A 13,823-nucleotide genomic window follows, 5' to 3' on the forward strand; every position below is an offset into this window, starting at 1 on the left:
GTGAAGTCATTGATCGAACGAGCGATGGTTAGCTCGTTACGGCTGCGCTTTTCTTTTGCTCTTCGAGCACGCGTTTGTAATCGATCGGCATGACCTTCACGCACTGAGACAGGAATGTGTCCCAATCATCAAGAGCTTTCTTCGCCACTTCGCTGCCGGTGAAGTCGCGGAATCGAGTGATCATTTCTTTGACCTCTGCTTCTTCCTCGGCCTCTTCAATCTTTTCCAATTCAACCAATGCCAAGTTGCAGTTGAGGTTGAAATCTCCCTTGCGATCCCAGATGTAAGCGATACCCCCGGACATACCGGCGGCAAAGTTACGACCGGTTTCACCCAGGATAACCACACGACCTCCGGTCATGTATTCACAACCGTGGTCGCCGACACCTTCGACCACAGTTTTGGCACCACTGTTTCGAACGCAGAAACGTTCTGCAGCAACACCACGGAAGTAGGCTTCACCGCCGGTGGCACCGTACAAACAGACGTTGCCAATCAGGATGTTGTCCTGCGACTCGAATGTGCTTTCCTTTGGCGGATAGACAACGATGCGTCCACCGCTTAGGCCTTTGCCGACATAGTCGTTCGCGTCGCCTTCGAGTTCGATCGTGATCCCGTGTGCCAGGAAGGCACCGAGACTTTGTCCCGCCGATCCGTGCAATTTCAAACGGATCGTGTCGTCGGGAAGTCCACCTTGGCCATAAACCTTGGCGACTTCGTTGCTGAGGATCGTTCCGACAGTACGGTTGATGTTGACGATCGGCGATTCGATCACAACAGGCTTCTGGTCCATGATCGCTGGTTGTGCCTTGTCAAGGATCACTGACAGGTCAAGTGACTTGTCCAACCCATGGTCCTGAGCCATCGTGCAGATCACGCCGACTTCGGGGTGTGGCTTGGTGGCGACACGAAGGATCGCTGTCAAATCCAACCCATCTGATTTCCAGTGGCGAATCGCATCGTCGGTGTGCAGCATGTCACTGCGTCCGACCATTTCGTCGATCGTGCGGAAGCCAAGTTCGGCCATGATGCGACGAGCTTCCTCGGCAACCATGAACAAGTAGTTGACCACATACTCGGGCTTGCCGTTGAACTTCGCACGCAATTCAGGGTCTTGAGTCGCGATGCCGACCGGGCAAGTGTTCAAGTGACACTTCCGCATCATGATGCATCCCAGCGTGATCAACGGAGCGGTCGAGAAGCCAAATTCTTCCGCACCTAGCAATGCCGCGATCACAACATCACGTCCGGTTTTCAATCCGCCGTCGGTTTGCAATACGACTCGGCTGCGAAGGTCATTGAGCACCAATACCTGGTGGGTTTCCGCGATACCGAGTTCCCAAGGCAGACCAGCGTGTTTGATACTGGTCAACGGAGAAGCTCCCGTTCCGCCGGTGTCACCGGAGATCAAAATGTGATCCGAGAACGCTTTGGCCACGCCGCTAGCGATCACACCGACGCCGACTTCGGAGACCAACTTGACGCTGATCCGAGCACTACGGTTGGCGTTTTTCAAATCGTGAATTAGCTGCGCCAAGTCCTCGATCGAATAGATGTCGTGGTGTGGCGGTGGGCTGATCAAGCCGACGCCCGGCGTGCTGTAGCGGATGCGGGCAATGTTGTTGTCAACTTTTTTACCCGGCAATTCGCCGCCTTCGCCCGGCTTTGCACCTTGCGAAACCTTGATCTGAATCTCGTCCGCATTGGTCAAGTATTCGATCGTGACACCGAAGCGACCGGATGCGACTTGCTTGATCGCCGATCGTTTGCTGTCGCCGTTATCAAGAGGTTTGAAACGGACAGGGTCTTCACCGCCTTCACCGGTGTTACTCTTTCCGCCCAGACGGTTCATTGCGATCGCAAGCGTCTCGTGCGATTCGGCACTGATGCTGCCAAAGCTCATTGCTCCGGTGCAGAAACGCTTGACGATTTCTGATGCCGATTGCACCTCTTCGATCGGAATCGATTTGTCGCTCTTCTTGAATCCCAGCAGACCACGCAAGGTACAACGCAAACGGTTGTCCGCGTTAACCTTATCCGCGAATCGCCAGTAAGCGTCTTCGTTGTTATTCCTTGCCGCCATTTGCAGGTTGGAAATCGACTCGGGAGTCCAGGCGTGCTTTTCGCCTTCGGCACGCCAGTGGTATTCACCCAAGTTTGGCAATGCTTTTGATGCGTCGGTCGAACGTTTGGGATAACCGAGTTCGTGACGACGCAAGGTTTCTTCGGCGAGCACGTCAAAAGAGACGCCTTGGATTCGGCTTGCCGTTCCGGCGAAGCACTTCGCGATGACTTCATCACGCAAGCCCAACGCTTCGAAGATCTGTGCGCCTTTGTAACTTTGCAGGGTGCTGATGCCCATCTTGGCCATCACTTTCAGCATGCCCTTGGCAACACCTTTGCGATAGCCAGCAACGATCTTTTCGTCATCCAAAGTGGAATCCATCAGACCATCACGGCGTGCTTGCCAAAGTGATTCGAAGGCAAGGTAAGGGTTGATCGCGTCAGCACCGTAGCCGATCAGCAAGCAGTGGTGGTGAACTTCACGGGCTTCGCCGGTCTCGATGACAAGTCCGATTCGAGTTCGCTTCGCGGCACGAACCAGGTGGTGGTGAACAGAACCGGAAGCGAGCAACGCACTGACGGGGACTCGATCTTCAGAAATCTTGCGGTCCGAAAGAATCACCAACTGAATTCCGTCGTCTGCGGCCTTTTCGGCTTCTTCACAGATGCGGTCGAGTGTTGCGACCAGACCGGCTTTGCCTTCTTTGCGATCGAAAGTGATATCGATCACGCGGCTGTTCCAGCCTTCATAGTTGATGTGCGACAACGCGGCCAATTCTTCGTTGGTCAGAATTGGGTGTTCGACCAACAATCGGTGGCAGTGTTCCGGCGTCGCGGTCAGCAAGTTTTGCTCGGGGCCGATGTAGCATTCCAGCGACATGATGACTTCTTCGCGGATCGAATCGATCGCGGGGTTGGTCACCTGAGCAAACAGTTGCTTGAAGTAATCGTAAATCATCCGCGGCTTGTCACTTAGACAAGCGAGCGCGCTGTCGTTACCCATCGAACCGACGGGGTCACGCAAGTCGCGAACCAACGGACGAAGCATAAAGTTCATCGTTTCGGTGGTGTAACCGAACGCTTGCATTCGTTGCAGCAAGGTATCGCTATCGAAGCCGTGCGCTTCACCTTCGGGGTGCAGGTCAGCCAGACGAATACGTTCTTTACGCAGCCAATCGCCGTAAGGCATTGCATGTGCGAACGAAGACTTCAGTTCCTCATCGGGAATCAGACGACCTTCTTTGAAGTCGATCAGGAACATCTTTCCGGGCTGCAACCGTCCTTTCAATTTGACGTTTGCCGGATCGACCTTCAGCACGCCGACTTCGCTACCCATGATGACGCGGTCATCGTGTGTGACATAGTAACGGCTGGGGCGAAGACCGTTTCGGTCCAATGTCGCACCGATGTACTTTCCGTCGGTGAACACGATCGACGCAGGGCCATCCCACGGTTCCATCATGCAAGAGAAGTACTCATAGAAAGCACGTTTCTCTTCATCCATCGTGTCGTGTTTTTGCCAAGCTTCGGGCACCATCATCATGATGGCTTCCTGAAGGGTTCGACCGGTCATCAACATGAATTCCAGGACGTTATCGAACGTACCGGAGTCACTGCAGTGTGGTTCGACAACAGGGAATAGCTTCTTTAGATCGTCGCCGAACAGCTCGCTTTCGGCATTGCCTTCGCGGGCACGCATCCAGTTGCTGTTTCCGCGTAGCGTATTGATTTCGCCGTTGTGGCTCATGAATCGCAGCGGCTGTGCACGGTCCCAGCTGGGGAACGTGTTGGTCGAGAACCGGCTGTGGACCATCGCCAAGTGAGTTTGGAAATCCTCGTCGCGAAGGTCGGGGTAGTACGGCAGCAACTGTGCCGGGGTAAGCATCCCCTTGTAGATGATGACCTTCGTGCTCAGCGAACAGATGTAGAACATCAACGCTTGCTTGAGGTCGTCGCTGCCACGAAGGCGGTGACTAGCCTTTTTGCGAATGACGTAAAGCTCGCGTTCGAACGCGTCGCCTTCGAGTCCTTCGGAAGCACCGACAAACAGTTGCTCGATAACCGGCTCGGCGGCACGTGCGGTCGGGCCGACATCGGCGAAGTCCGTCGCTTGGGGAACCTTACGCCAGCCAAAGAGAACTTGTCCACGATCTTCGATCAGTTTTTCGATCGTCGCTTTGCAAAATTCGCGTTCCTTTTCGTCTTGTGGCAAGAAGACCAAGCCGGCAGCGAATTGACCTTCTTCGGGAAGATCGACGCCCAAGTCGTCTTTGGCAACACGCTTAAGAAACTTGTGCGGCAAGCCACACATCATTCCGCAACCGTCACCGGTGTTTGGTTCACAGCCACAAGCGCCACGGTGATTCATCGCACGGAGAATCTCGTCAGCGTCAAGAACGTTCTGATGGCTGGGCTCGCCCTTAATGTGCGCAATAAACCCGACGCCACATGCATCCTTTTCATGCTCGGGGTTATACAACCCTTGAGCTTCTGGAAGATGGAATCGTCGCAGTTGTGTTTGTTCAGCTTCTGTGGAGGACATGAAAGAGAACTTTGGGGAACGGAGGAATGATGAGAAGCTTTATATGGTTAGGCGACGATCGACGTTTGATTGTCGATCGACGAGTCGGAGGTTGTCTTTCGATGACTGCCGCTGCTGCGTTTCTCTCGATCCGGCTCAAGAGGACGTCCTAGCAACATCGAACCAAATTCATAACCGGCTCGACTGGGGCGATCGGATCTCCGAAAGATAATTCCCAGCGGACGAGTCATGCTTAACGCGCGGCAGGCTACAACACGTAGCGCGCCATTTGCCGCTTCGCGACGAATGACCGCTTCGGGTAGGAAGCCTGCACTTTCGTTGACTTGGATTGCACGGACGATCGAGTCGGCGTTGTCGAATTCGTTTTGAAAATCAACGCGGACGCCTGCCCTTCGCAAAACCGAATCGATCATTTGGCGAAGTTCCAGAGATGATTCGAATCCGACCATCTCGACACCATCGAGATCCTTCGGTTTTACTTCCGTGCATTTGGCTAGTGGGTGACCGGGAGCACAAACCAATCGAATGGGCTCCTTCTGCCATGCCACCGAGACGATTTCTTTGCTCGATCGCGGAAAGCTGACCAAGCCCAATTCGGCATGCCCGGCGATGACCTCTTTGATGACGCCTTCGTTGCTGCCGTAATGGGTTCGAACTTCGATGTCCGGATACAGCCGCGCGAATTCTTCTTTCGCATCAGGCATGTAACTGAGGCCAATCGAGTAAATCGCGGCAATGGGTAACTGACCTGTCAAACCACGGCCCGCCGATGAAACCTCTTCGGCCAAGCGATGGTAGCGTCCTAAAATATCGACCAATCCGGTGTGAAAAACATCACCAGCATTGGTCAGGGACAACGGACGCGTCGAGCGGTCAATCAATTGCACACCCATCTGCTGCTCCAAATGATGCACCGCCTGGCTGACAGCGCTTTGGCTGACACCATAGGTCTCCGCAGCTTTCGAAAAGCTACGTCGGCGTGCGATCTCGCAGAAGATTTCGAGCGTGCGAAGCTGCAAAGCGATTCACCATTAGTAAAGCTAATACTGCAAAAGCCGGATATTAAGCACCGGCGAATGCGGAATGTAGTAGGTCTGGACTTTTCGTCAAGCCACCAGGCTTCTGGCGGGGGTGCACCGGCAATAAAGGCGAGTAAATGCACGCAATCGCGGGGATAATGAGCTGCATCAGGCTCTGAGGAGGACTCCGTTTCGCTAGCTCGGTGCGAATGGGCTGCCCTGAGTCGTGCTAAACGTCTGATCAGACGCTCTAAGGAGTTGCATTCGGGGCATCATTCCGCCGTGGCTGGCGGCAATCTCAGGTCAAGATCGTCCGCCCCTTGCAGCGGCGCCCCTTGACGATTGAAGGGGCCGTGAGGCCTACACGGCGACAACAACAGACGTTCAATCTGTCGATGTCGCTTGGTCGATACCTAATCCAATGCCAGTTTCTGGCTAACCAATTCCGGGACGGAGTTCCGGATGAATCCATTCCTCCCCCTTTGTCTGGAGCCCTGTGCTATGTGGCGTTCGTTCTTCATTGCCTTGGGCATCATGGCCATCATCGTTGGGCTAGAGTCGCTCGTTATTGAAAGTGCCGACTTCTATTCCAATCGCGGGTCGAGCCCAAAGGAACTGTTGGATCCTTCTTCGATTCCCGGTCAATCGACGACCACATGGAAGCCAAAAGAGTGGTTTCCATGGTTGGTATTGAGTGTCGGATCCTTGATCGTGATTTACTCGTTCACGCTGCCCAAACGTTTCCAAGCTGCCGGATAAATCCAGCGAACGGATGAATCACTGGCGAGTACGAAAGCCAAGACGGACTCGTGATATACCTTTTGATCGCGTGAGAGCATGCCCACAAGGATCGCTCTCACGCGATTTTTTTTGGGTTGATGCAAAGAAGACGAGTTTGTTTGGTGCTGTCTCGCCAGCGTTCTGCCTTGATTGCTCTATCCTGGCCCGATTGCTCTATCGCTGCGTCATGCGAAAGATGCCGCGATCATTCTTGCTGTTGTAGACCGCACTGAATTGACCCGAGGAGATATGTGCGGTCATTCGATAATCACCCATCAGTGGCAACCGCGTGTTCGATCGGTAGCAGTTACAAGTGCCCGGGACACGTTCAAGTTTGGCGGGGTAAACGAAGGGAACGACAACGGCAAAGCGTCCCGCGAAAATCGCCCGATAGGTATCCGAGTCAACTTGGCGAATGCGTGCTCGCAGGGCACCGTGATGTCCCGACGATTGGCTTGTCCAGCTTCCGGTCCAGCGACCTGAGGGACCACCGGCAAACGACGGGGTTGCGAAAAGAAACGTCAGCGTGATTGCGGCGATTGCAATCGCGACCTGGCTAAAACGCCGGGTATCAGTGGATCGGATGTAGCGGTTCATTATTTGGATGTGAAATCGGTAGGTTACGTTCACGACAAGGCGGGCAGATACATCTTAGTTCACGCGTTTCGGTTCGCTGTGCAATGCGGCTTTTCGATCGTGGCAATTCGGGTCTTAACCGCTGTTGGACAAACCATGCCTGGCATCACAGGGACTGTGATGGGTACTATCGCCAAAGTACCCGGCACGCTCCGCCGTGCCGACCGAGATGAAATGCGATGCGGATTGGATGCCGCGCTGATATCGCTCGCCCGTGGCAAATCCCGAACTACAAACCTGTCGTGCCTTCATCGACCATTGGAAGATCTTCCAAGGTTTCTAGCCCAAACAGCGTTAGGAATCGTTCGGTCGGGTAGTAGTGCGGAATCTTCTTCCCGCCCTCTTCGGGGACCAGTCGTTTCATTTCCAGCAAACGACGTCGCACCAGTTGATTCAACAATGCACCGCAGTCTTTCCCCCGCTGGTCTTGAACGGTCTGTCCGGTCACGCCCGGTTGGTAAGCGACGAGCGCGAGGACTTCGATTGCCGCTTGGCTGAGCCGAGTTTCGCGGACCTTTCCCAAGAACGACTGCCGGACCGATTCGACCGCAGGGGCGATTCCCAGTCGGTACGCACCTTCGGACTCGACGATGCGCAGAGCCTGACCGTGCTCTTTGTAGGACGCGTTTAACGAATCGATCATTTCGATCACTTCGTCTTCGGTGACATCACGCATCAGAGAGGCCAGACGTTTGGCGGTGAACGCGTCATTGTCAGGGTGCCCGACAAACAAAGCGGCTTCAATGATTCCTTCGGGGTGGACAGCATCGTCATCGTCGGGCAGATCGGTGTTGCCGGAGTCGTCGTCTTCCTGGTCGTTTTCGTCCGGGGTGGGGTCTGGTGGAGCCGCGAAGGTTTCCGGGTCATGTTTGGCGGCCGCGCGAGCGTATGCGGCGCCCAAATCGTCTAGCGAAAAGCCATCGACAGAGGCATCAAAATCGTGATCGTCTTCGTCCCAATCGGAATCATCCATGCGCAAGTCTTACCGTTTACTTTTGGTGCTTGACCCATTCCACGAACCGACCGATTTGCTCATGAGCCAGCAACTCCTCGAGGGTGTTGTAATCACGTCCCAGTTCTTTCTCTTTCGGAACAAAGCGGTGGATGCAGCGATGACAATCATGGCAAAGCGAAACGGTTTGCTGCATCTGTTCGCGAGTGTAGCGTTTTTTGAACCATTTGTTGCGGTGGCATTTGCGCGGGATCAGATGGTGTTCTGTCGTCCCCCGCTTGGTCTGTCGCCCACACAGTTCGCAGGATTTCGGTAGCGGCGGTCCGGCGGTCACGAGCAGTACTGTTGGCGAATCGAATGCTGAATTGGCAAGCTGAACGGAAGCGACTCTGCGAGCCTACTTAAAAAGGCGAGGTTGCGGATTGCGAAGACCCTGCCGAAGCTTTTCCGCTACAAGGAAGATGATTTCGCCGTTGTGAACACAAGTGGCGTCAGGTGGTACACCTCTTTGAGCGCACCGCGTTATTATAGAGGCCCGCCCAGATTCCACGTCATGCCCGTGTCTTGAACGGATTGCTGAAACCGTTGCTTTGGACTTGCGTTGGTGTGACGTTGCTCGCCGCAGAAACATGGATGAACGTCTGCCCGAGCATCGGTTCTGATTGATCCAATGAAGTGAACGACCGTCTGTTTGCACAGTCTTTGGCTAGTCCATCTACCGTGTGTCCGGTTCGTTCATTCAATGCCTTGTTAGTCACACCAGATCTAGACGTTCAAGATGCCTACCACTGTTCGCTTAAAAGTGATGATGTTCCTCCAGTTTTTTGTCTGGGGGGTCTTTTTTGTTTCGTTGGGCACCTATCTGGGTGTGATTTTCGAGGGCGAGGAGAATCTCAATTCCATCGTCGGCGGCATTTACTCGACTCAGACATGGGCTGCGCTCGCGGCACCTTTGATTGTCGGATTCGTCGCTGACCGATTGTTTAACAAAGAGCACGTCAATGCAGTCTTGCATCTCGTCGGCGGAGCATTGTTATGGTACTGCAGCACGATCGAATCTGATCCGGATCGCTTTTACTGGGTGATGTTAGCGTTCTTTATCTGCTACATGCCAACACTGGCACTGGTCAACGCGATCACTTTCCAGAACGTCAACTCAGTCGAAAGCGACTTTCCAAAGATTCGTCTTTGGGGCACGATCGGCTGGATCGTCGCCGGATTGGTTGTTTCGGAATCGTTCTTCGGCCTGTTTCCGGTTCCGGTTCTTCCAGGAGTCGTCGACGCTGCGAAGACTTCAGTACCGCTTCAAATCGGTGCTGTCGTTAGCTTGATTTATGGCGTCTACAGTTTCAGCCTGCCAAGTTCGCCACCCCAGGGTCGCGAGCAAGCTGTCAGCATTACCAAGATCATGGGGCTTGACGCGGTTCAGTTGTTTGCGAACCCGAGCTACTTGGTTTTCGCGGTCTGCTCCTTCCTGATTTGCATCCCGCTGGCGTTCTACTACGCACGGACGAATGAGTTTGTCACCTACATGGCGTTTGGTGACCGCACGACCGCGATCATGGCACTCGGCCAGTTGAGCGAAATCTTTTTCATGGCGTTGGTACCGTTCTTCTTGCAACGGCTTGGCGTCAAATTGATGCTGCTGGTCGGTATGTTGGCTTGGGCACTGCGATATTCGTTGTTCGGGTTGATGCCATCGAGCGGAGCGATGTTGATTCTGGGGATTGCGCTGCACGGGATCTGCTATGACTTCTTCTTCGTGACTGGGCAGCTTTACACTGACCGTCTCGCACCGAAGAACATGCGAACCAGCGCTCAGGCGTTGATTGGGCTTCTGACCTATGGTGCCGGAATGTTGGTCGGTAACTTGGTTCTCGGCAAATGGGGTGACCACATCGCGCTCGACCCGACCTCAAAAGAAGGCTGGGAAGCCGGCGCGAAAGAGTTCTGGCTTTTGCCGGCAGGTTTTGCCGCCGTCATTGCGGTTCTTTTCTTCTTGACGTTTTGGGATCGGTCCCAAGCAGCCAAGGCGAGCGTCGCTGGCGATGAAATTCCCGAAGACGACGTCAATGCGGCTCCAGATCCCGCCTAGTGATTTATCTGATGTGATCCGGCTGCCGCGGTGAATCCGAGCGGCGGCTGTGATTGACCAGTCAACCACATCCCCGATTCGTCTGATGCGGGCATTGGCGGAATTTCGTTGTGCGAGTTGAACAGCGTGTAAATCGCATTGCTAGATAGGCGATGCGGGCAACCAACGCTGGGTTGGGTGCAAGCGGCGTCACTTGTGTTCGGCAACTTGCGTTCGGCAATCTGAACCCTGCGTAAATTACACAACGTATTTGCGTTTTTACGCTACCGTCCACGATGCCGCCGCAGGACGCAAGTCTTGCTCATCTGACGCTCGCAATCGACTGTCGATTCCACACACCGGCTGGCTCCGTTGTGGCACGATGAGGGGATTCTGCGACACGAACCCAAAAATATGGGCGCGTGTGTCCTACGCAAGTTAGTGGTTGATCTGATATCCTTCCCGAAATTTGGATTCGATCGTACTGAACACCGGAAAATCGACGTGCCACGACGCGACGACATTAAAAAAATTCTGTTAATTGGAAGCGGCCCCATCGTTATTGGGCAGGCTTGTGAATTCGACTACTCGGGAACCCAGGCTTGCAAGGCGCTGCGTGAAGAAGGTTACGAGGTGGTACTGGTCAACAGTAACCCCGCAACCATCATGACCGACCCTGCGACCGCAGACTCGACCTATGTGGAGCCGCTGACGTGGCAAATGGTCGAAAAGGTGATCGAGAAGGAAAAACCTGATGCCCTGCTTCCAACACTTGGTGGGCAGACAGGGCTAAACGTCGCGATGGACTTGGACGCCAACGGCGTTCTCGAAAAGCACGGCGTCGAAATGATCGCCGCCAACGCGAAGGTGATCGCCAAGGCCGAGGAACGCGACCAGTTTAAGGTTGCGATGGAAAAGATCGGCCTGGACGTCTGCAAAGGCTTCACCGTCCACACGATCGAAGAAGCACGCGCCGCACTCGAAGAAGTCGGCCTTCCTGCCATCGTTCGCCCCAGTTTTACGATGGGCGGCAGCGGCAGCGCGATCGCGTACAACAAAGACGAATTTGACTCACTGGTCAAAAACGGTCTCGATCAATCGCCGGTCACCGAAGTTTTGATCGAAGAGTCGATCATCGGCTGGAAAGAATACGAGATGGAAGTGATGCGTGATGCGGACGACAACGTCGTCATCATTTGCGCGATCGAAAACTTCGATCCGATGGGCGTCCACACCGGCGACTCGATCACGGTCGCACCGGCGCAAACGCTGACGGACAAGGAATACCAGCGGATGCGTGACGCTTCGTTGGCTGTCATTCGTGAGATCGGTGTTGAGACCGGCGGTAGCAATATTCAGTTCGCGGTCAATCCGGACACCGGACGTATGATCGTGATCGAGATGAATCCACGCGTCAGTCGCTCCAGTGCGCTCGCTAGTAAAGCGACCGGGTTCCCGATCGCAAAGATCGCCGCGAAGCTGGCTGTCGGTTACCGACTGTGGGAACTCCCCAACGATATCACACAAAAGACCAAGGCATGCTTCGAACCGACGATCGACTACGTCGTTACCAAGGTTCCTCGGTTTGCTTTTGAGAAATTCCCAGAAGCCGACGCGACGCTGATGACGCAAATGAAAAGCGTCGGCGAAACGATGGCGATCGGACGAACCTTCCGCGAATCGTTGCAAAAAGCGCTTCGCGGTTTGGAAGTCGGTGCGTTTGGCCTGGGTAGCGACGGCAAAGACCTTTGGGGCACCGAAGAGCAACCCGATCGTGATGCGATTGTTGCCAAGCTTGGAACCCCAAACGCCGAACGTATTTTCTACTTGCGGTACGCGCTCAAAAGCGGCATGACGATCGAAGAGATCCATGGCATCACGCATATGGATCCTTGGTTCTTGGATCACTTGGCACAGATCATTGAACTGGAAAACAAAGTCCGTGAAGTCGGTTCGCTTGATGGTCTTGACTACGACATCATGTGGCGAGCCAAACGCGACGGATTTTCCGATCGCCAGCTGGGCATGATGGTCGGAGCCACCGAACTGAAAGTCCGTGAAAAGCGATTGGAGCTCGGAATTCGTCCGGTCTTCAAAAGTGTGGATACCTGTGCGGCCGAATTCGAAGCGTACACGCCGTATTACTACAGTACCTACGAACAAGAAGACGAGCTGCCGAGCAAGGGCGACCAAAAACGTGTTGTCATCCTGGGCGGTGGTCCGAACCGAATCGGTCAAGGGATCGAGTTCGATTACTGTTGCTGTCACGCAAGTTTTGCTTTGCGTGAGATCGGCTACGAATCGATCATGGTCAACAGCAACCCAGAAACGGTCAGTACTGATTACGATACGTCCGACATCCTGTTCTTCGAGCCGTTGACGATCGAAGATGTGCTCAACATCTGTGACGCGACCAAGCCAGACGGCGTCATCGTGCAATTCGGCGGTCAAACACCGTTGAACCTGGCTCGCGGTCTGCAAGAAGCCGGTGTCCCGATCATCGGTACCAGCGTTGATACGATCGAAGCGGCCGAAGACCGTGAGCGTTTCTTAGCCCTGATCGATCAACTCGGTTTGCGTCAGCCACCAAGTGGCATCGCCCGAAACATGGACGAAGCCCGCCGCGAAGTCGAACGGATCGGATACCCGGCGTTGGTCCGACCAAGTTTCGTTCTTGGCGGTCGTGCGATGGAAATCTGCTACGACAAGTCACAGTTTGAACGTTACGTTGCCGAGGCGTTCATCGTTGCTGATGGCCAGCCGGTCTTGATCGACCACTTCCTTGAAGACGCGACCGAAGTTGACGTCGATGCCGTCAGCGACGGTAAAGACGTGGTCGTGATGGGAATCATGGAACACATCGAAGAGGCTGGTGTCCACAGCGGTGACTCCGCCTGTGCGATCCCGCCGTTCTCGATCCCCGAGCCGGTTATCAATGAACTGCGTCAAGCGGCCGACAAGCTTGCTCGCGCATTGAACGTGGTCGGTTTGATGAACATCCAATTCGCGATTAAAACCGAAGACGGCAAGCCTGTCGTCTACGTTCTGGAAGTCAACCCTCGTGCCAGCCGAACCGTGCCATTCGTTGCCAAAGCGACCGGCTGCCCCGTTGCCAGTGTTGCGACAAAGGTAATGACAGGAATGTCGCTTAAGGAAATCGGCGTCACCAGCGAACCGATTCCAAAGCACGTTTCGATCAAAGAAAGTGTCTTCCCGTTCCGCAAGTTTGCCGGCGTCGACATCGTTCTCGGACCGGAAATGAAAAGTACCGGCGAAGTCATGGGCATCAGCGATAAGTTCTCGTTGGCGTTTGCCAAGAGTCAAATCGCTGCCGGAGTCACCCTTCCGACCGAAGGCAAAATCTTTGTCAGTTTGAGCGGACGTCATAAAGACAACGCCGGAAAGCTTGGACGAGATTTGATCGGACTCGGTTTCGAAGTACTCGCCACCAGTGGCACCGCATCGAAGCTTGAAGAGGAAGGCGTTCCGGTAACCCGTGTCAAAAAGCTTGCCGAAGGACATCCGAACCTGATCGACTATCTGAAGAATGAAGATGTCGCGTTGATCATGAACACACCAAGCGGGAAAGGGGCTCGTACGGACGAAGGAAAAATCCGTGCCGCAGCCGTCCAGCATGGCGTTCCATGTATCACCACGATTGCCGCCGCCGATGCCGCGGTGCGTGCGATGCAAGCACTGCGCGAAGACGCGCTGAGCGTGCAATCGCTGCAACATCGCTATCAGGAGTAATCCTCG

At 54.5% G+C, this 13,823-nt stretch carries 8 protein-coding genes; 3 read left to right on the forward strand and 5 right to left on the reverse strand.

Going from position 1 to position 13,823, the window contains the following annotated elements; translation table 11 throughout:
* Positions 1-28 precede the first annotated feature (28 nt).
* Both gltB and LOC67_RS21875 read right to left on the reverse strand, forming a co-directional pair.
* The gene (gene gltB / locus LOC67_RS21870) at positions 29-4,606 is read right to left on the reverse strand and encodes a glutamate synthase large subunit (RefSeq protein WP_230264942.1); all 4,578 of its coding nucleotides are present in this window, start codon (positions 4,604-4,606) and stop codon (positions 29-31) included.
* 47 nt (positions 4,607-4,653) lie between these two features.
* Positions 4,654-5,625 (reverse strand): LysR family transcriptional regulator, encoded by a 972-nt coding sequence (locus LOC67_RS21875; RefSeq protein WP_230264943.1) that lies wholly within the window; start codon positions 5,623-5,625, stop codon positions 4,654-4,656.
* 462 nt (positions 5,626-6,087) lie between these two features.
* Here LOC67_RS21875 and LOC67_RS21880 point away from each other — a divergent pair, with 462 nt between their 5' ends.
* Positions 6,088-6,384 (forward strand): hypothetical protein, encoded by a 297-nt coding sequence (locus LOC67_RS21880; RefSeq protein WP_230264944.1) that lies wholly within the window; start codon positions 6,088-6,090, stop codon positions 6,382-6,384.
* A gap of 195 nt (positions 6,385-6,579) precedes the next feature.
* Here LOC67_RS21880 and LOC67_RS21885 read toward each other — a convergent pair whose 3' ends face one another.
* The 3 genes from LOC67_RS21885 to LOC67_RS21895 all read right to left on the reverse strand — a co-directional run bounded on the left by LOC67_RS21885 (position 6,580) and on the right by LOC67_RS21895 (position 8,327).
* Entirely contained in the window at positions 6,580-7,002 is a 423-nt protein-coding gene (locus LOC67_RS21885) for a hypothetical protein (protein ID WP_230264945.1), read from the reverse strand.
* Between the two features lie 268 nt (positions 7,003-7,270).
* The gene (locus LOC67_RS21890) at positions 7,271-8,014 is read right to left on the reverse strand and encodes an SMC-Scp complex subunit ScpB (protein WP_230264946.1); all 744 of its coding nucleotides are present in this window, start codon (positions 8,012-8,014) and stop codon (positions 7,271-7,273) included.
* Between the two features lie 16 nt (positions 8,015-8,030).
* Positions 8,031-8,327, reverse strand: a complete 297-nt coding sequence (locus tag LOC67_RS21895) for a hypothetical protein (RefSeq protein WP_230264947.1) — start codon at positions 8,325-8,327, stop codon at positions 8,031-8,033.
* Positions 8,328-8,771: 444 nt separating this feature from the next.
* Between LOC67_RS21895 and LOC67_RS21900 the strand changes: the two genes are divergently transcribed.
* Positions 8,772-10,088: an MFS transporter gene (locus LOC67_RS21900; RefSeq protein ID WP_230264948.1), complete on the forward strand. Its 1,317-nt coding sequence runs from the start codon at positions 8,772-8,774 to the stop codon at positions 10,086-10,088.
* 483 nt (positions 10,089-10,571) lie between these two features.
* Positions 10,572-13,817 carry a carbamoyl-phosphate synthase large subunit gene (carB, locus tag LOC67_RS21905; RefSeq protein ID WP_230264949.1) on the forward strand — a complete coding sequence of 1,082 codons (3,246 nt, stop codon included), beginning with the start codon at positions 10,572-10,574 and terminating at the stop codon, positions 13,815-13,817.
* The last annotated feature ends 6 nt before the right edge of the window (positions 13,818-13,823 follow it).

The sequence above is a fragment of the Stieleria sp. JC731 genome (genome assembly GCF_020966635.1).
Taxonomy (GTDB): domain Bacteria; phylum Planctomycetota; class Planctomycetia; order Pirellulales; family Pirellulaceae; genus Stieleria.